Source organism: Chromatiales bacterium 21-64-14 (genome assembly GCA_002255365.1).
Lineage (GTDB): Bacteria > Pseudomonadota > Gammaproteobacteria > 21-64-14 > 21-64-14 > 21-64-14.
In genome coordinates this window covers 173,075-191,772 of the sequence record NCBI01000001.1, presented here as the reverse complement: position 1 = coordinate 191,772, position 18,698 = coordinate 173,075, and the positions used below count along the sequence as shown (strand labels likewise).

The 18,698-nt window shown below is 65.4% G+C and carries 18 protein-coding genes; 16 read left to right on the top strand and 2 right to left on the bottom strand.

Features of this window, described 5'->3' with window-relative positions; translation table 11 throughout:
• The first annotated feature begins 10 nt into the window (after window positions 1–10).
• From B7Z66_00855 to B7Z66_00780, 16 genes are all read left to right on the top strand, one after another.
• On the top strand, window positions 11–3,373 hold the full coding sequence (locus B7Z66_00855) for a hypothetical protein (GenBank protein ID OYV78138.1): 3,363 nt from the start codon (window positions 11–13) through the stop codon (window positions 3,371–3,373).
• Window positions 3,373–5,097 (top strand): hypothetical protein, encoded by a 1,725-nt coding sequence (locus B7Z66_00850; protein ID OYV78137.1) that lies wholly within the window; start codon window positions 3,373–3,375, stop codon window positions 5,095–5,097. Before B7Z66_00855 ends, B7Z66_00850 begins: the two co-directional genes overlap by 1 nt.
• 81 nt (window positions 5,098–5,178) lie before the next feature.
• A complete protein-coding gene (locus B7Z66_00845) occupies window positions 5,179–6,141 on the top strand; it encodes an acetoin utilization protein AcuC (GenBank protein ID OYV78136.1) in 963 nt (320 codons plus the stop codon).
• A gap of 163 nt (window positions 6,142–6,304) precedes the next feature.
• A complete protein-coding gene (glyA, locus tag B7Z66_00840; GenBank protein OYV78380.1) occupies window positions 6,305–7,576 on the top strand; it encodes a serine hydroxymethyltransferase in 1,272 nt (423 codons plus the stop codon).
• A 115-nt stretch (window positions 7,577–7,691) separates the two neighbouring features.
• Window positions 7,692–8,198, top strand: coding sequence for a transcriptional regulator NrdR (locus tag B7Z66_00835; GenBank protein OYV78135.1), 507 nt, complete (start codon window positions 7,692–7,694; stop codon window positions 8,196–8,198).
• Window positions 8,199–8,292: 94 nt separating this feature from the next.
• Window positions 8,293–9,393, top strand: coding sequence for a riboflavin biosynthesis protein RibD (locus tag B7Z66_00830; protein ID OYV78379.1), 1,101 nt, complete (start codon window positions 8,293–8,295; stop codon window positions 9,391–9,393).
• Between the two features lie 131 nt (window positions 9,394–9,524).
• Window positions 9,525–10,187 carry a riboflavin synthase gene (locus tag B7Z66_00825; protein OYV78134.1) on the top strand — a complete coding sequence of 221 codons (663 nt, stop codon included), beginning with the start codon at window positions 9,525–9,527 and terminating at the stop codon, window positions 10,185–10,187.
• A 39-nt stretch (window positions 10,188–10,226) separates the two neighbouring features.
• Window positions 10,227–11,324 carry a 3,4-dihydroxy-2-butanone-4-phosphate synthase gene (locus B7Z66_00820; protein OYV78133.1) on the top strand — a complete coding sequence of 366 codons (1,098 nt, stop codon included), beginning with the start codon at window positions 10,227–10,229 and terminating at the stop codon, window positions 11,322–11,324.
• Window positions 11,325–11,464: 140 nt separating this feature from the next.
• Window positions 11,465–11,944 (top strand): 6,7-dimethyl-8-ribityllumazine synthase, encoded by a 480-nt coding sequence (locus tag B7Z66_00815; protein ID OYV78132.1) that lies wholly within the window; start codon window positions 11,465–11,467, stop codon window positions 11,942–11,944.
• A 6-nt stretch (window positions 11,945–11,950) separates the two neighbouring features.
• Window positions 11,951–12,409 (top strand): hypothetical protein, encoded by a 459-nt coding sequence (locus B7Z66_00810; GenBank protein ID OYV78131.1) that lies wholly within the window; start codon window positions 11,951–11,953, stop codon window positions 12,407–12,409.
• 42 nt (window positions 12,410–12,451) lie between these two features.
• Window positions 12,452–13,426, top strand: a complete 975-nt coding sequence (locus B7Z66_00805; GenBank protein ID OYV78378.1) for a thiamine-phosphate kinase — start codon at window positions 12,452–12,454, stop codon at window positions 13,424–13,426.
• Between the two features lie 46 nt (window positions 13,427–13,472).
• Entirely contained in the window at window positions 13,473–13,973 is a 501-nt protein-coding gene (locus B7Z66_00800; protein OYV78130.1) for a phosphatidylglycerophosphatase A, read from the top strand.
• 235 nt (window positions 13,974–14,208) lie between these two features.
• Window positions 14,209–14,733, top strand: coding sequence for a hypothetical protein (locus B7Z66_00795; GenBank protein OYV78129.1), 525 nt, complete (start codon window positions 14,209–14,211; stop codon window positions 14,731–14,733).
• 51 nt (window positions 14,734–14,784) lie between these two features.
• Window positions 14,785–15,717 carry a permease gene (locus tag B7Z66_00790; protein OYV78128.1) on the top strand — a complete coding sequence of 311 codons (933 nt, stop codon included), beginning with the start codon at window positions 14,785–14,787 and terminating at the stop codon, window positions 15,715–15,717.
• Entirely contained in the window at window positions 15,714–16,466 is a 753-nt protein-coding gene (locus B7Z66_00785; GenBank protein OYV78127.1) for a hypothetical protein, read from the top strand. The genes B7Z66_00790 and B7Z66_00785 overlap by 4 nt, the downstream gene beginning before the upstream one ends.
• Before the next feature lie 297 nt (window positions 16,467–16,763).
• A complete protein-coding gene (locus tag B7Z66_00780) occupies window positions 16,764–17,423 on the top strand; it encodes a hypothetical protein (GenBank protein ID OYV78126.1) in 660 nt (219 codons plus the stop codon).
• A gap of 41 nt (window positions 17,424–17,464) precedes the next feature.
• Here B7Z66_00780 and B7Z66_00775 read toward each other — a convergent pair whose 3' ends face one another.
• Window positions 17,465–18,307 (bottom strand): GTP cyclohydrolase I FolE2, encoded by an 843-nt coding sequence (locus tag B7Z66_00775; protein OYV78125.1) that lies wholly within the window; start codon window positions 18,305–18,307, stop codon window positions 17,465–17,467.
• Window positions 18,308–18,310: 3 nt separating this feature from the next.
• On the bottom strand, window positions 18,311–18,694 hold the full coding sequence (locus B7Z66_00770; protein OYV78124.1) for a 6-carboxytetrahydropterin synthase QueD: 384 nt from the start codon (window positions 18,692–18,694) through the stop codon (window positions 18,311–18,313).
• Window positions 18,695–18,698 lie beyond the last annotated feature (4 nt).

Here is an 18,698-nt window from a genome sequence, read left to right as displayed (position 1 = left end):
TGGACTGACCATGGGCGCGTTGGACCGACTGTTTCCGCCTCACCAGGGATTTCTACGCCAGCTGTCCCTCACCTTCACGATGGGGATCGTCTGCTTGGCCCTGGTCACGTCCGTGGCCATCTCCTGGTCCGCGAGCCGCAAGATCCGCGTCACGCTGCTGGAACAGGGCCGGCAGGTCACGGAAAACTTCGCGCGCCAGAGCGTGCTGGCGCTGCTCTATTCCAGTGGAGAAAACGCGCGGGATTCGGCCGCTGCCACGCTTGCTTTTCCCGGTGTGCGCCGGGTCGAAGTCTACGATCTCGACCACAACGCGATCCTCAACCAGGGCGTCGGGGGCGTGTGGGCGCCCCGGGCCGTGGATCAGTGGCCGCGTCAGGGTGCGGCGCTGGTGCATGAGGGCAAGGACAGCTGGGGTTTTTCCGCGCCCGTGTTCGCCGGCGGGTCCGGCACCTCTGCAAAATCCCCGTTCGATCTGCATCCGTCCGGTCCGCAGCTCGTCGGCTTCGTCTATGTTTCCATGAGCAAGGCGACGCTTCATGACATGCAGCGCGGGATCTTCCTCGACAACATCACCATTTCGTTCCTGTTGGCGGCTGTCCTTTTGTTCCTGCTGCGGATCATAACAGCGCGGATTACCGGGCCCATCGGCCGGTTGTCGCAGATCATGAAGCAGGCAGAACTCGGGGCGACCGAGATCCGCGCGCCGCTCCACGGGCCGAAGGACATCCTGGAGATGTCCAAGGCCTTCAACAAGATGATGGTGGTTCTGGAGGAACGCAACGCCGATCTACGTAGCCAGAAGGTGATGTTGGAACAGCGCGTGGAGGAGCGTCGCCGCGCGGAACTGGCGTTGCAGTTCCAGATCGAGGCGCAGCAGCTGGTGAGCACCATGTCGGCACATTTCATCAGCGCCAACGCGAACGGGATCGGTGCCGAGGTCGCGCGCGGTCTGCAGGCAGTGGCGGACTTCTATGAAATGGATCGGGCCTACCTGTTCTTATTTTCCGACGACGGTGAGCGCGCGCGCCGGGACCGCGAATGGTGCTCGGAAGGGGTCACCCCCCTGGGTGAGGCGCTCGAGGACCTCGGCGTGCGCGACGCGGGGTGGTTGATCGAGCGGATCCGTCGCAGGGAGCTCGTTGATGTCCGCAGCCTGGAGCAGGCCCCGCAGGACATCGGCGCTTGGGGAGAGGCCCTGCGCGCCCAGGGGGTGCGCTCCTGTGTCTGTATCCCGATGGTCTATGGCGAAACCGTCTCCGGATTCATCGGCTTCGACTCGATGCACGATGAGCGGCCGTGGGGGGAGGTGGATCTGGCGCTGCTCCGACTGGTGGCGGAGATCTTGGTCAACGCCTTGGAACGGGTGCGCACTGAGCGCGCGCTGCACCGGGCGAAGGAGTCCGCGGAGGCAGCGAATCGCGCGAAGAGTGAATTTCTTGCCAACATGAGCCATGAGATCCGCACGCCGATGAATGGCGTGCTCGGGATGCTGAGCCTGCTTCGGGAGACCACGCTCTCGTCCGAGCAACGGGAGTACGCGGACGTGGCCCACAAGTCGGGCGATTCGCTCCTGGCGCTCCTGAACGACATCCTGGATTTCTCCAAGATCGAGGCGCACAAATTGCGTCTGGAAAGCATCGATTTCGACGTGCGCCCGATCCTGGAGGATGCCGTTGAACTATTCTCGGAGCGTGCTCACGCCAAGGGCCTGCAGCTCGCGGGCATCGTTTCCGCCCCGGTGCCCTGGACGCTGCGTGGCGATCCGACACGCCTGCGGCAGGTGCTCACCAACCTGATCGGCAACGCCGTTAAATTCACGGAGCACGGCGCGGTCGCGGTGCGGGCGGAATTCCTGAGTGAGACGGAGACCGGTGTGTGTCTGCGCTTCTCGGTCAAGGATACCGGGATCGGGATCCCGCCGGAGGCCCAGCGTTCGGTGTTCGAGCTCTTTTCGCAGGCGGATACCTCGACTACGCGGCGCTACGGGGGGACCGGACTGGGTCTGGCTATCTGCAAGGAGCTCGTTACCCGGATGGGTGGCGAGATCGGCGTGGAATCGTTGCCTGCCCAAGGAAGCACGTTCTGGTTCACGGTGGACCTGCCGGTGGCGGAACGCAGCGGCCCGCTGCCGCATGGGCTCGCGGGCCGCAAAGCCTTGGTGGTGGCCGGGGACGACCTGAGCCGGGAGGCGCTATGTCATCATCTGCGGACGCTGTCCTTGGACTTCGATTGCGAGCCCAGCGGATACGACGCCGTGGATCGGCTGCGAGAGGCGGCGGAGGGGCCTGCGCCCTACCATATAGTCTTCGTGGATGGATCGGTCCCGGGGATGGAGAACCTGGACTTCCCCAACGCGGTGCGCAACGACCAGACCCTGGCGGATCTCCCGATGCTGCTGATGGTCCCCCTGGGCCAGAGGGGGGATACCGCGGCGGTCCGGGCCGCGGGGATCGACGGATATGTCACCAAGCCGTTGCGGTACGGGCAACTGGTCCAACGCGTCACAGAGGTGCTGGAGGTCCAAACAGGGCCGGTGGGTAGCGCTCACGGCCTGCGGGAACCAGTTGAACGCTATGCAGGCGCGCGGATCCTGGTGGTGGAGGACAACGCGGTCAATCAGCAGGTGGCGGTTGGCATGCTCAAGCGACTGGGTTGCGGTGCCGATACGGTCGCTAATGGCCGGGAAGCTCTCCAGGCATTGGAGGCCCGGCGCTATGACCTGGTCCTCATGGATTGTCAGATGCCGGAGATGGACGGCTACGAGGCCACCGCTGAGATCCGGCGCCGCGGCGACGCGGGCGGCCGGGTGCCCATCGTCGCCATGACCGCCTATACCCTGAAGGGTGACCGGGACCGATGCTTTGCCGTCGGGATGGATGACTATCTGTCCAAACCGCTGCGTCTGGATTCCCTGCGTGCGGTACTGGTCCGCTGGCTGCCGCCGTGCGGGGCCCTGTCGGGGGATTCTTCCGTGGCGTTGGTGGGCGCCGAATACGCAGGGGGTGTCACCATGCCGCTCGCGGACCTCGCATGTGTCGATGAGAAACAGTTCGGTGAATTGCGCGACCTGTTGGGAGAGGAGACCACATCCTGTGTCATGATGTTCCTGAGCGACGCCGTCCGGCGCGTGGAGGACCTGAAGCGGGCGGCGGCGGACGGTGATTCCCCGACCGTGTTCGCGCAGGCCCACAGCCTCAAGGGCAGCGCTTCCAACATGGGCGCGGTCAGGTTGACGGCTATTTGCCGCGACCTGCAACGGATGGGCCAAACCCGGAATCTGGCCGGGGCTGCCGAGTTGACCACTCAGTTGGAGCGGGAATTGGCCGCAGTGCGCAAGGTTCTGCAGGCGGAACTGGCACTGGAGGGGCCCTGATGTCCGCGCCTCACGATCACAGCGAGCCGTTGATCCTGGTGGTGGATGACGACCAGGCCACGCGGCTCATGCTGCGTCGCGCCTTGGAGCGGGACGGATATCGGGTGGAGGAGGCGGTCGACGGGGGTCAAGCCCTAGAGATCTTTGATCGGAGCCACCCGGACCTGGTGCTCATGGATGCCGTGATGCCCGGCATCGATGGGTTTACCGCGTGCGCCAAATTGCGCAGTCTCCCAGGCGGAGATCTGACGCCGGTCCTGATCATTACCGGCCTGGATGACGAGGAATCGGTCAACCGCGCGTTCGAGAGCGGGGCCAGCGATTACGTCCACAAGCCGATCCGTTGGGCGGTACTGCGCCAACGGGTGCGGCGCATGCTGACCGAGAGCCGCGCGGAGAAACGCGTCAACCATCTGGCCTACCACGATCCGCTTACCGATCTTCCCAACCGCCAGCGGTTTGCGGATCAACTCGAACAGAGCACCGACCTGGCGCGCCGCAGGGGCCAGCCACTCGCGCTGCTGTTTTTGGACCTCGACCGCTTCAAGCTCATCAACGACAGCCTGGGGCACGGCGCCGGAGATCTCCTCCTCCAGTCCGTCGCCCAGCGGCTTACCGCGTGTGTGCGCAAGGGCGACATCGTCGGGCGCCTCGGCGGTGACGAGTTCACCGTGATCGTGGAGGGAGTGGCGTCCGCCCAGGAAGCGGCGCTGATCGCCCAGAAGGTGCTGGTCGTGCTCGCTGAGCCATTTATGTTGGATAGCCGCGAGGTCTTCGTCACGGCGAGCATCGGCATCGCCCTATACCCGTTCGACGGGGGGGACCATGGGACTTTGCTGAAGAACGCCGATGTTGCGATGTACCGGGCCAAGGACTATGGGCGCAACAACTATCAGTTCTACACCGCCGAGATGAGCGCCCGCGCCATGGAGCGCCTGGAGCTGGAGAACGACCTGCGGCGCGCCCTGGAGCGCAACGAATTCCTGCTCCACTACCAGCCCCAGGTACACCTGGCATCCGGCGAGATCATTGGGCTGGAAGCGCTGATCCGCTGGCACCATCCAGATCTGGGGATGGTGCCGCCGGCGGACTTTATTCAACCGGCCGAGGAGACCGGACTGATTGTGCCGATCGGCGAATGGGTGCTATTCAGTGCATGCCAACAGGCCCGGGCGTGGCAGGATGCGGGGCACCAGCGGGTCCGGGTTGCTGTCAATCTGTCCGGGCGCCAGCTCAAGCAGCGCGACCTGGTGGACACCGTGCGTGGCGTGCTGTCCGATACCGGGCTGGACCCGAAGTGGCTGGAGCTGGAACTTACCGAAAGCAGCATCATGCAGAACGATAAACTGACGCGGTCCACGCTATGGGAGCTGCACGATATGGGCGTGCGGTTGTCCATCGACGATTTCGGAACCGGGTACTCCAGCTTGAGCTATCTGAAGCGTTTCCCCATCGATACGCTGAAGATCGATCGGTCCTTTGTCCGTGACATCACCACTGACCCCGACGACGCGGCCATCGCCACGGCGATCATCGCCATGGCCCACAACCTGAAGCTTGATGTGGTAGCGGAAGGCGTGGAGACCGTGGAGCAGCGGCAGTTTCTGCAGGACCGCGGTTGCGACGCCATCCAGGGCTACCTGGTGAGTCGACCGGTCCCGGCGGCGATGCTCGACCAGATGTTGGCACCCAAGGTCGTGCAGTCCTCCGACAAGGTCGGCTGACTCCCCTTCCATCAGCCCGGTTCCGTTGCCGTATACTTTCGTGGTTGCGGCCATGCGCCGCGCCGCTCTCACCCGATACCGATGACACCTGACCACCCATCCGATGTTCAGGTCTACCTGGGCGCCGAATTGGCCGGCTATGGCTTTGGCCACGGCCACCCCTTTGGCCATGACCGCATGGAGGCGTTCCAGATCGAGTTGGAACGCCGTGGCTTGTTGCGCCGGGTGCAGGTGCGTGCTCCACACCTGGCTTCCGCCCAGGCCTTGGAGCGGTTCCACACCCGCGATTACCTGGAGCGGGTGCGAGCCCAGTCCCGGGCGGGAACCGGATTTTTGGACCACGGGGATACGCCGGCGTTTCCTGGTGTATTTGAGGCCGCCGCCTTCGTGGTGGGCACTACCTTGGAGGCGGTGCGAGCCATCCTTGCCGGTGAATGCCGCTGCGCGTTCAGTCCTATCGCCGGGCTTCATCACGCGCGCCGCGACGCCGCCGCCGGGTTCTGCGTGTTCAATGACTGCGGGGTGGCGATCGAGACCCTGCGCGCCGTTTACGGGATACGCCGTGTGGCTTACGTTGACATCGATGCCCATCACGCCGACGGGGTCTTCTACGCGTTCGAGGAGGACCCGGACCTCATTTTCGTGGATCTCCATGAGGACGGGCGGTGTCTATACCCGGGGACCGGACACGCCGAGGAGACCGGCCGCGGACCCGCCCGCGGTACCAAGCTCAACTTGCCGATGCGTCCAGGCGCGGGTGATCAGGACTTTCTCGCCGCCTGGGAACAGGCGGAAGCGTTTCTGACGGAAGGACGGCCGGATTTTATCCTGCTACAGTGCGGGGCGGACAGCATGGCCGGCGACCCCATTACGCACCTGTGCTATTCCCCGGCGGCCCACGCGCATGCGGCGCGCCGGGTGCGCGCACTTGCACAGACCCATTGCCAAGGCCGGGTGCTGGCCATGGGGGGTGGTGGCTACGACCGGGAGAACCTGGCGGCGGCCTGGAGCGCGGTGGTGGAGGTCCTTCTGGAGCCGGGTTGACCGCATCCTTCCGTGGGCCAACGTAGCCGGATACATGCATCGGCTCCGCAAATCGGGTATCCTGGCCCGGCTTTCCGCCCGCCTGGGACCGCCGCCGGTCCTGTTATCCGGTCGGGGCTTCCTGGACACCCGCTGTTTCCCACCCGCCAACCGGGGGAGGATCATGTTTCCCAAGTCGATGCAGATTGCCGGGTTCGATGATGCGCTTTGGCAGGCTATGCAAGGTGAAGTGCGCCGCCAAGAAGACCATATCGAACTGATCGCCTCCGAAAACTATGCGAGCCCGCGCGTGCTGCAGGCACAGGGTTCGGTGCTGACCAACAAGTACGCCGAGGGCTACCCCGCCCGGCGTTACTACGGCGGCTGCGAGTTCGTCGACGTGGCCGAACAACTGGCCATCGACCGGGCGAAGCAGCTGTTTGGCGCCGATTACGCCAACGTCCAGCCGCACTCCGGTTCCCAGGCGAACGCGGCGGTGTACATGGCCCTGCTGGACCCCGGCGACACTCTGCTCGGCATGAGCCTCGCCCACGGCGGGCACCTTACCCACGGGGCGAAAGTGAACTTCTCCGGGCGGATCTACCGGGCGGTCCAATACGGCCTGAACACCGATACCGGCGAGATCGACTACGACCAGGTCCAGCAGCTGGCCCGCGAGCACCGCCCGAAGATGATCGTCGCCGGTTTCTCCGCGTATTCACGGGTGGTGGATTGGCAGCGCTTCCGCGTCATCGCCGACGAGGTGGGAGCCTGGCTGTTCGTGGATATGGCCCACCCCGCCGGGCTGATCGCCGCCGGGGTCTATCCGAGCCCGGTGCAGATCGCCGATGTGACGACCACCACCACCCACAAGACCCTGCGCGGGCCCCGCGGCGGCCTGATCTTGGCGCGCGCCAACCCGGACGTCGAGAAGAAACTCAGTTCGCTGGTGTTTCCGGGGACGCAGGGCGGACCGTTGATGCATGTCATCGCCGCCAAGGCGGTCGCATTTCTGGAGGCGCTGCAACCGGAATTCAAGGAATATCAGCGCCAGGTCCTCGCCAATGCCCGGGCCATGGCCACGGCGATCATAGACCGGGGTTATCGGGTGGTATCGGGCGGGACCGACAACCACCTGTTCCTGCTCGACCTGATCGAACGCGGCATCACTGGCAAGGCCGCGGACGCCGCCCTCGGGCGCGCCCATATTACGGTGAACAAGAACGCGGTCCCCAACGATCCCCAGTCGCCTTTTGTCACCAGTGGCATCCGCATCGGCACGCCGGCCGTGACGACCCGCGGTTTTACGCGGGACGATGTGACAGCGCTTGCCGGCTGGATCTGCGATGTGCTGGACGACGTGGAGAACGAGGCCACCATCGAGCGGGTCCAGGGCCAAGTGCTGGAGATCTGTCGGCGGCGCCCGGTCTACGAACACGAGTGGGGCGCGGCGTAACCCAGCGGGGTGCGGCGTGGACCACATCGCGGCCATCGGGTGTCGGCACCAGGTTCTAGTTCGGTCCCGATGGGGCGGGTGCCTGTGATGCCGGACCGCCGATAGGGGCTATACCATGCGTTGTCCATCCTGTGGTTCCGAGGACACGCGGGTCATCGACTCGCGGCTCGCCAACGAGGGCTGCCAGGTGCGCCGTCGCCGGGAGTGCGTCACCTGCAGCGAGCGCTTCACGACCTATGAAAGCGCGGAGTTGGTGTTGCCGAGGGTGGTGAAGCGGGAGGGGAGCCGGGAGGCGTTCGCGGAGGACAAGCTGCGCAACGGAATCCTGCGCGCGCTGGAAAAGCGTCCGGTAGATACTGAACGGATCGAAGCCGCGATCAACCATATCAAACAGAAATTGCGGGCCACCGGTGAGCGCGAGGTGATCTCGCAGCAGATCGGCGCGTGGGTCATGGACGAGTTGCGCGACCTGGACCAGGTGGCCTATGTGCGCTTCGCGTCGGTGTATCGGAGCTTCCAGGATGTCAACGCGTTCCGGGAGGAAATCGAGCGTCTGGAGCGCGAACTGCCTCCTGAACTGCGCCGCAACCAGCTCCCCTTGCTCCCGGAGGACGGCGAGTGAGGCCGATGTGGCACCTGCCCACGCACGGTTCTTGCGCGGTCCGGTGCGGGTCCAGGGCGCGCCGCTGATGTTTTCCGCCGTGGAATACGGGTACATGGCGCGGGCCTTGGAATTGGCGGCGCTCGGCCTGTATACCACGGATCCGAATCCCCGGGTCGGTTGCGTGTTGGTGCGCGATGGCTGCGTCGTGGGGGAGGGCTGGCACCGCCGTGCCGGGGAACCCCACGCGGAAGTGCGCGCGCTCCGGGCGGCCGGCGCCGATGCGCGTGGCGCGAGTGCTTATGTCACCTTGGAGCCCTGTTGTCACCTGGGTCGAACGCCGCCCTGCACCGATGCGCTGGTAGAAGCGGGTGTCGCCGCGGTCGTGGCTGCCATGACCGATCCCAATCCGCGCGTGGCGGGCCGGGGCGTGGAGCGCTTGCGCGCCGCCGGTATCACGGTGCGGACCGGGCTGCTGGAGGATCGAGCGCGGGCCCTGAATCCCGGTTTCGCGCGCCGCATGGAGTCCGGCCGTCCATTCGTACGTTTCAAGTCGGCCATGAGTCTGGACGGGCGCACCGCGCTGGCTTCCGGGTTCAGCCAGTGGATCACCGGCGCAGCGGCACGGGCGGATGTGCAGCGGCTACGGGCGCGTAGTTCCGCGATCATGGTCGGTGTGGATACCGCGCTCGCGGATGACCCTTCCCTGACCGTGCGCCTCACGCCGGTGGAGCTAGGTCTGGAACCGGATCTCCCGAGTCCGCAACCCCTGCGGGTAGTGGTGGATTCCCGCCTGCGTCTCCCGCCGGCGGCACGTATGATAGGATTGCCGGGCCGGACGCTGGTGGCGACGGTGACCGACCAGGGTGCCGCCGGCAGTGCCCTGGCGCAGCGGGGCGTGGAACTGGTGGCGCTCCCCGGGGGCGACGGGCGGGTGGACTTGGCGGCGCTGTTGACCTTCCTGGGTCGCCGGGAGATCAACGAAGTCCTGTTGGAGGGCGGCAGCGTCCTCGGTGGTGCGATGCTGCGGGCTGGGCTGGTGGACGAGTTCGTCCTCTACTTGGCACCCCATCTGCTGGGGGACGCGGGGCGCGGGTTGGTTCACCTGCCCGGACTCCAGTCCATGGATGAGCGCATAGGCCTCGAGATCCTTGACGTGCGTGCGGTGGGACGCGACTGGCGGATCGTCGCGCGGCCGGGCGTGGCCCCGTCCTAGGCTCTGGTCGGACTTAGCGGTTCGTCGCGCGGGCGCAGCGACGTCCGGCGACCGGTGAGAACAGCACGCCACGTACGCGTGCCGGGCGGGGGCCGGTCGGGGCTGGCCCACGTGAGGATCGTCGACACCCGATGTTTACCGGAATCATAGAGGCCGTCGGCACGGTAGCCGCGCTGGAGACTTGTGGGGCGGACGCCCGGCTGCGGGTGGCCACCGGCGCGTTGGACCTCGCGGACGTGGCAGTGGGAGACAGCGTCGCGGTGAGCGGTGTCTGCCTCACCGCCGTGGCCTTGTCGGGCGACGGGTTCTGGGCCGATGTGTCCGGGGAGACCCGCGCGCGCACTGTGCTCGCGGATCTGGATGTGGGGACACCGGTGAATCTGGAGAAGGCGCTGTTGCCCACCACGCGCCTGGGCGGACACTTGGTGAGCGGACACGTGGATGGAATTGGTGAGATACTCGCGCGCCGCGCCGACGCGCGTTCGGTACGGTTCCGCATCCGCGCTCCCGGGACTCTGGCCCGTTACATCGCCGCCCAAGGTTCGGTATGCGTGGACGGCGTGAGCCTGACCGTCACTGAGGTCCACGGCGCGGAGTTCGGCGTCAACGTGGTGCCCCATACCCTGGAGCAGACCACCTGTGCGGGTTTCCGTCCCGGCCGACGGGTGAATCTGGAGGTGGATCTGATTGCTCGTTACCTGGAGCGGCTGCTGTTGGGCGATGCGGCCGCCGCGACCGGTGGCGTTACTCATGAACTGTTGGCGCGTCACGGCTTTCTGAATTCGCAGTCCTGAACGTACCCGGCCCGGCCGATTTTGGAACGTAACGACCCCATGGAACTGAACACCATTCCAGAGATCATCGAGGACCTCCGCCAGGGACGGATGGCCATCATCATGGACGACGAGGACCGGGAGAACGAGGGCGACTTGGTCATGGCCGCCGCACAGGTCACTGCCGAGCACATCAACTTCATGGCGCGCTACGGCCGGGGGTTGATCTGCCTGCCGCTGACCCGGGATCGCTGTCAGCAACTGCGCCTGCCGCTCATGGTATCCGCCAACGAATCCAAGTATCCCACCAACTTCACGGTGTCCATCGAAGCCGCAGCGGGGGTTACCACCGGAATATCTGCGGCCGACCGGGCCGTCACCGTGCGCGTCGCGGTGGCGCCGGATGCCCAGCCCGAGGACTTGGTATCTCCGGGCCACATATTTCCCATCATGGCGCAACCGGGCGGCGTATTGACACGCGCCGGACATACCGAGGCGGGCTGTGATCTCGCACGGCTTGCGGGCCTGGAACCGGCCGCGGTGATCGTCGAGATCCTCAACGAGGATGGCACCATGGCACGGCGGCCGCAGCTGGAGGTATTCGCGCGGCAGCACGGGCTTAAGATCGGCACCATCGCGGACCTGATCCGCTACCGGATCGCCCACGAAAAGACTGTGCAACGGGTCGCCGAGTGTGACCTGCCCACCGAGTTCGGCGCGTTCCGGCTGGTGAGCTATCAGGACCCGGTGGACGGCCAGATCCACTTCGCCCTGGTCCGGGGCGAAGTGGATCCGCAGCAACCGGTCCTGGTCCGCGTTCAGGTTTTCGATACCCTGGCTGACGTGCTTGGCGCCCTGCACGGCAGCGGGTGGACTCTGCGCAGCGCCCTGGCCCGGGTGGCGCGGGAGGATAGCGGGGTGGTGCTGCTGTTGCGCCAGGGGGAGGATTCCCGGGAGCTGATCCGGCGCGTGCGCAACTGCCAATTGGAAGGCAATGCCGAACCGCCGGTCGCGGCCGGCTCTGAACTGCGCACCCTGGGGCTCGGGGCCCGGATTCTCAGCGATCTCGGCGTGCGGCGCATGCGGGTGTTGAGCAAGCCCAAGAAGGTTCACGGCCTCTCGGGGTTTGGGTTGGAGGTCGTGGAGTACGTGGACTGAGCAGTACCCACCGCGCCGAGTCCATTTGAAGCCGGTCAATCCCCCGTGTAGCATGGGCCGCACCGGCCCTAGGGGACGGCGGAAACATCATCCGGGCCGGTTTCAGGGGCCCGCAAACAGCAAGCCGGGATCGCAGCAACATGTCGAAGAATATCCGAAACACCAGTGGCGAGCTTGTCATCCGCGACGCGCGCTTCGCGCTCGTCGCTGCCCGCTTCAACGGCTTCATCGTGGAGAAGCTGGTGGAAGGCGCGGTGGACACCCTGCTGCGCCACGGGGCGGCGGAAAAGGATCTGGAGTTGATCCATGTTCCGGGCGCCTTCGAGATCCCGATGGTGGTGAAGCAACTGGCCGCGGCGCGCAAGTGTGATGCGGTGGTGGCCCTTGGTTGCGTGATTCGCGGGGCGACCCCGCACTTTGACTATGTGGCCGGTGAATGTGCCAAGGGGCTTGCGGCGGTGGCGATGGAGCATCAGATCCCCGTGGGGTTCGGCGTACTGACCGTCGACAATATCGAACAGGCCATTGAGCGTGCCGGTACCAAGGCGGGTAACAAGGGCGTGGACGCCGCGCTCTCGGTGATCGAGATGGTCAACCTGTTGCGGCAACTCGGCCACTGAGCCGGCATGGCCGCGGGCGGGTCAGCGGGCGGAAGTGTCTACCAAGCCCGCAGCTGGGCGCGCCGGCGTGTGGTCCAGGCCTTGTACCAGTGGGAGATGACCGGCCAGGACGTCTCCGATATCGATGCCCAGTTCCGCGTCGGTCAGGACATGAGTCGTGCCGACCTAGCCTACTTCGAGGAACTCCTGCACCAGGTTCCCGCGCATCTGGACGATCTACAGGCGCGCCTCGCGCCGTTCCTCGATCGTCCGTTCGCGGGCCTGGATCCGATTGAGCGCGTAATCCTGCTGATCGGCGGCTATGAACTGGGCTACCGTCTCGACGTACCCTGCCGTGTCGCGATCAATGAGGCGGTGGCCCTTGCCCGGATCTACGGCGCGGAGGAAGGCCACAAGTTCGTCAACGGTGTGCTCGACCGGATGGCGCAGCAATTGCGTGCCGTGGAGATGACCGGGGAGGAGTGAGCGGCGGTTCCCGCGGTCCGCCCCACTGTGAACGTCATGCCCCTGGGCGAATTCGAACTCATCCGCAGGTTCTTTGCCCCCGCGGCGGGACACCGGCCCGACGTTGCCCTGGGCATCGGGGACGACGCCGCGGTGCTGCGGGTCCCGGCGGGTGTCGAGCTCGCCGTCACCACCGACACGCTGGTAGCGGGCATCCACTTTCCCCCGGATACCGCGCCGGACGCTATCGGGCACAAGAGCCTTGCCGTCAGCCTGAGTGACCTCGCCGCCATGGGCGCAGAACCGGCCTGGGCGACGCTGGCACTCACCGTGCCGGGCGTCGACGCGACGTGGTTGGCGGCGTTTGCCCGCGGCCTGTCGGCCTTGGCCAGCGCCCACGGTGTGGCGCTGGTGGGAGGGGACACTACCCGCGGCCCCTTGAGTATCACGATGCAGGCGTTGGGGTTCCTTCCCGCGGGCCGGGCGTTGCGGCGCAGCGGCGCGCGTCCTGGCGACGATCTCTACGTCACCGGTACGCTGGGGGATGCGGGCCTCGCCCTGGCGGGCCTGCAGGGCCGGCGTATCGTGCCGGAGGATGCTCTGCAGGCGTTGCGCCGGCGCCTGGACACCCCGCAACCGCGAGTGGCGGAGGGCTTGGCACTGCGCGATCTGGCGGTGGCCGCCATTGACGTATCCGATGGGCTGCTGGGCGACGTCGGGCACTTGGCGCGCGCGAGCGGGGTGGGTGTGACGATCCAGGTCGACGGGTTACCGGTATCCGATCTGTACCGGGTGCACATGGGTGCCGAGTGTCCCTGGGACTTGGCCCTTACCGCCGGGGACGACTACGAGTTGTGTTTCGCCGCGCCCGCGGCGCAGGCGCATGCGGTGGCGGAGCGCTTCGCCGCCCTGCGTACCTCTGTGACCCGGATCGGGTCCGTGTACTCGGGGTCCGGTGTGCGTTGCCAGCGGCGCGATGGCAGCGCCTACACGCCTGGCGGTACCGGCTACGACCACTTCGCGGGGCCGGTTTCTTGATGACGGCCAACGCCGGGCGGATTCCCGCGTGCGGGGGCGGGGCCTGATGCGCGATACGGCGGCAGGCAGACCGGCGGTTCCGCCACGGCTGTTGCGACGGCCGGTCCCGTTCTTGGCGCTGGGGTTCGGCGCTGGTCTGTCGCCCTACGCGCCGGGTACCGCGGGGACGCTGGTGGCGGTTCCGCTCTACTGGGGGCTTGCGCTGTTCCCGGGCACCGTCTATGCGGCGGTGGTCACGGTGATGTTCGCAGTGGGCATCTGGCTCTGCCACCGCGCCGCTGTAGAACTGGGCGTGGCCGATCATCCGGCCATCGTGTGGGACGAGATCGTCGGTTTTCTGGTGACCATGATCCCGGTACCGCGCACCTGGTTCTGGGTGGTGGCGGGTTTTGCCCTGTTCCGGCTCTTCGATATCGTCAAACCCTGGCCGATCCGTTGGTTGGACCGCAACGTCCCGGGGGGCTTCGGGATCATGGTGGACGACCTGCTGGCGGGAGCCTATGGCGCGGCGGTCCTGTGGATCCTGGCTCGGGCAGGGGTGGCATAGCGCGCATCCCGCACGGCGCCGGATGGGCGCATCCGGCGACCACAGTCGGGTAGCGTTGTTCCCGGGGGTTCATCGCTGGATACCCGGCGTGTATGATAAACGCGCCCGCGGCGCGGTTGTTGTGTACCGCTCCGGACGGGGCCGTCGCCTGATGTCCATACGGACGGGGGCGGGTGACGGCCGCCCCTCCCGATCCTGATTTTTGATCCGTTTATTTCGGCAGGACCCGATCGCGATGAGTAATCCCGAAAACGGTACGATCCTGGCCGCCATCGATGGATCGCAGAATTCCCTGGTGGCCGCAGGGGTCGGCGCGCGCATCGCGCGGCTGCTCGGGGCGCATCTCGGCCTGATCTACGTGCTCGACGTCCCGGCCTTGAGCTTCTGGGTCGGGGTGGAGACACGCATGAAGGATGACATCCGCCGTCAGGCAGAGGCCACCTTGGCGGAAATCTCCCAAAAAATTAGCGTGATCTGCGACGTAGTCCCGGAATTTTATATCGTGGAGGGCATGCCCGAGGAGGAGATCCTCAAGGTAGTGAACGGCGATCGCCAGATCCTCATGGTGGTGGCTGGGCGGCGCGGCATCGCCAGCGAGAAGAAGTCCCAGTTGCGGCTGCGCCGTTCCAGTGGGCGCCTGGGCGCCAAGCTCGCGGAGATTCTTCCGGTGCCGGTGATGTTGGTTCCACCCGATGTTCCGCTTTCCCATATTTGCAGCGCCATGGCGGAGTTCCGGATGGAAACGCCCGGTGCTGAGTAGCCGGCGTATGGCGATCCGCTGAGTACGCAACGGTCCGGGAACTCGAATCGTATGGAAATCTTTCTTCCAATTGCCCACATGGATGTCAACCTGTGGGTGATCCTTATGTTCGGTGGTGCGGTCGGGCTGCTGTCGGGGCTGGTCGGAGTCGGCGGCGGGTTTTTGATCACGCCGTTGCTGATCTTCATCGGTGTTCCGCCTATCGTCGCGGTTGCTACCGGCGCCGCGCAGATCGTGGGCACGTCGGCGGCGGGCAGCTATGCCCACTGGCGTCTCGGGAACATCGATTTCAAGATCGGGATCTTCCTGCTGTTGGGTAGCTGGACTGGCGGCAGTGTCGGGGTGTTCGTTGCCCGGGCCCTTCATCAGCGCGGTGACTTCGGCAATATCGTCATCTTCCTCTACGTGGTGTTGCTCGGCATCGTGGGCATCTCCATGCTGATCGAATCCCTGCGTGCGGTGTGGGGCGGGCCCGCGGCGTTGGCGAGTGGTCCCAGTGAACCGCGTTTGGGCGCACGTCTCGCCGCGTTGATGGCCCGCCTTCCGGCACAAACCGATTTTCCAGTCTCGGCGTTGCGCACCTCTTTGCTGGTTCCGTTGCTGTTGGGCGCGGCGGTGGGCGTATTGACTTCGCTCATGGGGGTCGGTGGCGGGTTCATCATGGTGCCGGTGATGATCTATCTGTTGAAGATGCCGACCAAGGTGGTGGTGGGTACTTCGCTGTTCCAACTGCTGTTCACCACAGCGGTGGTCAGCGCCTTGCAGGCCGGGGTCAATCATGCGGTGGACCCGTTCCTGGCCCTGATCCTGATCCTGGGATCCGCGCTGGGGACCCAATGGGGTATCCGCCTCGGTGTGCGTATGCCGCCCGAACGGCTGCGGTTGGTGCTGGCGTTGGTGGTGGTGGCAGTCACGCTGAAGATGCTGGCGGACATCCTGATTCCACCCAAGGATCTCTATATGCTCGCTGTGGTCTCTGGATGAAGCGCGCTTGGCTACTGTTGGCCGGACTCGTGGCCCTGCCGGCCCATGCCGCGCCGGTGGGTGAGGGTGGGCTCGTAACTCAGCTCGCAACGGACCACGTGGACATCACTGCGCGCTTCACCGGCCAGGAGATCCTGATCTTCGGCGCTCTCTCCCGGCGCGGGGATGTGATCGTGAGGTTGCGCGCTCCGGACCAGGTGGTCGCGCTGTCCCGCAAGGCCAAGTTCGGTCCGTTCTGGCTCAACAGCGGAAAGCTTGATGTGGACGCGGCCCCCGGCTTGCTCTATGTGCTCGCTTCCGCCCCCGTGAAGAAGTTACTCGACGTCCGTACCCGGGAGCGCTACGGGCTGACCCTGGAACATGCGGTAGCCAAGCTGCGGATCGCGCACGTGCCGGAGGGCATGGAAGACTGGCGTGATGCCCTGCTTCAGCTCAAGAAACAGGACCACTATTACCTCCAGGACGGTCATGCGGTCACCCTGGTGAGTGACCGCTTGTTCTTCACCCGGGTGGACCTGCCCGCCAAGATTCCCCTGGGGGTGTATCGTTTGGATATCTACTTGGTGCGCGGCGGCCGGATCGTGGGGCACCAGAGCCGGACCCTGGAGGTGCGGCAGGTGCGTCTCGAACGCTGGGTGTCGGATGTGGCCCATGGCTACCCGTGGACCTTCGGGGTGCTGTTCACCGTCCTTGCCATGGGTCTCGGCCTGGCCCTGGGGATCGTGCTGCGTCGGGACGGCGACTCTTGACCGGAGCTTGACGGGGCCGTCCCGGGCATTTTTTAGTTCGTTGCGCGGCGGGTCTCCTGGCTTGCTCGTTTTCCCAGTACCGGCGTACCCGAAAGTGACCCGCCGTATCCCTGCATCGCCTGGTAGACGGTTTCCCAACCACATTCTGACGCGGATTCCTCACCGGAGTGCGTCGCGGGCCGCCAGCGATCCCAGCCGGGCCCCGAGGGGCAAGCCGAGCTGCATGTCACCCCACCCCTTATCGGGAATTTTCCCAGCCGTTTAAGTCCCGCGGGCCCGCGGTCGAAATACCCGGATATGTATAAGAGGACCGTGGCCTCCCTGCTGCTCGCGCTACCCTTCTGTCTGGTGAGCGTTCCTGCCTGGGCGGTGCATAGCCTGACGGTGTTGGGCCTGTTTGAAAACAAAGCGGTGCTGAAGATCGATGGGCGGCAGCGAGTGCTCTCGGCGGGCGAGACCAGTCCCGAGGGGGTCAAACTGATCCGCGCGGACAGCCAGGCGGCGGTGTTGGAAATCGATGGCCAGCGCCGCTCCTACCCACTCGGCACTTCCGTCAGCAATACCTTCGCCCGCTCCCCCGCCGGTCCGACGGTGCGGATCTGGCAGGATTCCGGGGGCATGTATGCCACGGTGGGCAGCATCAACGGTCTGCCGGTGGATTTTCTCGTGGATACCGGTTCAACCTCCGTGGCCATGAATGCCGCCGAAGCACGGTACCTTGGGATCGACTTTCGGGTGGTGGGGACGCCCACCATGGTGCATACCGCCTCCGGCGTTGCCCGGGCTTGGCATCTGACACTGGATAAAGTGCAGGTTGGCGGGATCGAACTGACCGGCGTGAGCGCGGTGGTGCTGGATGGCGCGCACCCCGAACGGGCGCTGCTGGGCATGTCGTTTCTGGGCCGGCTGGACATGAGCCGGAAGAACGGGGCCTTGGTGTTGCACAAGCCCTACTGAGCGTCTTTCGGAGTAGTGCGCCGATGGCGCACGCCCTTGCTTCAGCGCCGCGGCTGCTGCGCGGGTTCGTCCTGGGTCTTGTCCCGCTCGATCATGGCGTAGGCGGAATGGTTGTGGATGGACTCGAAGTTCTCCGATTCCACTATGTAGGCCTCGATCCGTTCGTCATGATTGAGCCGCACCGCCACGTCCCGCACCATATCCTCCACGAACTTCGGGTTGTTGTAGGCTCGTTCGGTCACGTACTTCTCGTCCGGGCGTTTCAGCAGTCCGTAGAGTTCGCAGGATGCCTCCTGTTCCACCAGGTCGATCAACTCCTCGATCCAGATGAAACCGCGGGTGCGCGCCATGACCGTTACGTGGGAGCGTTGATTGTGAGCCCCGTAGTCCGAGATCTCCTTGGAACAGGGACATAGGCTGGTCACCGGCACCACCACGCGGATGTGCGTATGGACGGCCCGATCATGGATCTCGCCGATCAGACTCACGTCGTAGTCCATAAGGCTATGCACCTTGGTCACCGGCGCGGCCTTGGTTACGAAGTAGGGAAAACGCATCTCGATGTGGCCGGATTCGGCTTCCAGCACGGTGGTCATCTCGCGCAGCATGTCTTTGAAGGACTGCACGCTGATCTCGCGTTCATGATGATTGAGGATCTCCACGAATCGGGACATATGCGTGCCCTTGAAGTCGTGGGGCAGGTTCACGTACATGTTGAACGTGGCGATGGTGTTCTGCTCGCCTTCGGAGCGATCTTTGACCCGGACCGGGTGACGGATCTCCTTGATTCCTACCTTGTTGATTGGAATGCGGCGCGTGTCGACGCTGTTCTGGACATCCGCGATGGGCGCGGTTGGCTGCGGTGCTGGTATCGTCGCTTTCATCGTCTATCGCTCCTCGGCGTAGCGCACGCACGCACGGTCGGTTTCCCACAGGGTGACCGCGCTGACGCGGACCCGCCCGTCGTTGAGCTTCCCGGAGAGTCCTTGGTAGAACCACGCTGCCAAGTTTTCCGCCGTCGGGTTGATCCGATCGAAGGGCTCGATCTCGTTCAGATACCGATGGTCCAACTGGTCGGACAACTCCCGTGCCGCGCCCTTGATGATCTTGAAGTCCACACCCATACCCATGTCGTCCAGCCCCGTGGCTTCCACCTCCACCTCTAGTTTCCAGTTGTGGCCGTGCATACGGGCACAGGCCCCAGGATAACCTTGCAAGGTGTGGGCGGACGCGAAGTCCGTCAGGATCCTGAGAGTGTAGGGTGCCGCCATGGAG

What these genes read in the sequence shown, in the direction of transcription:
- B7Z66_00845 (OYV78136.1), top strand. Translation starts at nt 5,179, where the DNA reads ATGACACCTGACCACCCATCCGATGTTCAGGTCTACCTGGGCGCCGAA.
- B7Z66_00795 (OYV78129.1), top strand. Translation starts at nt 14,209, where the DNA reads ATGAGTAATCCCGAAAACGGTACGATCCTGGCCGCCATCGATGGATCG.
- B7Z66_00850 (OYV78137.1), top strand. Translation starts at nt 3,373, where the DNA reads ATGTCCGCGCCTCACGATCACAGCGAGCCGTTGATCCTGGTGGTGGAT.
- B7Z66_00785 (OYV78127.1), top strand. Translation starts at nt 15,714, where the DNA reads ATGAAGCGCGCTTGGCTACTGTTGGCCGGACTCGTGGCCCTGCCGGCC.
- B7Z66_00820 (OYV78133.1), top strand. Translation starts at nt 10,227, where the DNA reads ATGGAACTGAACACCATTCCAGAGATCATCGAGGACCTCCGCCAGGGA.
- B7Z66_00825 (OYV78134.1), top strand. Translation starts at nt 9,525, where the DNA reads ATGTTTACCGGAATCATAGAGGCCGTCGGCACGGTAGCCGCGCTGGAG.
- B7Z66_00835 (OYV78135.1), top strand. Translation starts at nt 7,692, where the DNA reads ATGCGTTGTCCATCCTGTGGTTCCGAGGACACGCGGGTCATCGACTCG.
- B7Z66_00770 (OYV78124.1), bottom strand. Translation starts at nt 18,694, where the DNA reads ATGGCGGCACCCTACACTCTCAGGATCCTGACGGACTTCGCGTCCGCC.
- B7Z66_00810 (OYV78131.1), top strand. Translation starts at nt 11,951, where the DNA reads ATGGCCGCGGGCGGGTCAGCGGGCGGAAGTGTCTACCAAGCCCGCAGC.
- B7Z66_00790 (OYV78128.1), top strand. Translation starts at nt 14,785, where the DNA reads ATGGAAATCTTTCTTCCAATTGCCCACATGGATGTCAACCTGTGGGTG.
- B7Z66_00780 (OYV78126.1), top strand. Translation starts at nt 16,764, where the DNA reads ATGTATAAGAGGACCGTGGCCTCCCTGCTGCTCGCGCTACCCTTCTGT.
- B7Z66_00855 (OYV78138.1), top strand. Translation starts at nt 11, where the DNA reads ATGGGCGCGTTGGACCGACTGTTTCCGCCTCACCAGGGATTTCTACGC.
- B7Z66_00775 (OYV78125.1), bottom strand. Translation starts at nt 18,307, where the DNA reads ATGAAAGCGACGATACCAGCACCGCAGCCAACCGCGCCCATCGCGGAT.
- glyA (OYV78380.1), top strand. Translation starts at nt 6,305, where the DNA reads ATGTTTCCCAAGTCGATGCAGATTGCCGGGTTCGATGATGCGCTTTGG.
- B7Z66_00815 (OYV78132.1), top strand. Translation starts at nt 11,465, where the DNA reads ATGTCGAAGAATATCCGAAACACCAGTGGCGAGCTTGTCATCCGCGAC.
- B7Z66_00830 (OYV78379.1), top strand. Translation starts at nt 8,293, where the DNA reads ATGGCGCGGGCCTTGGAATTGGCGGCGCTCGGCCTGTATACCACGGAT.
- B7Z66_00800 (OYV78130.1), top strand. Translation starts at nt 13,473, where the DNA reads ATGCGCGATACGGCGGCAGGCAGACCGGCGGTTCCGCCACGGCTGTTG.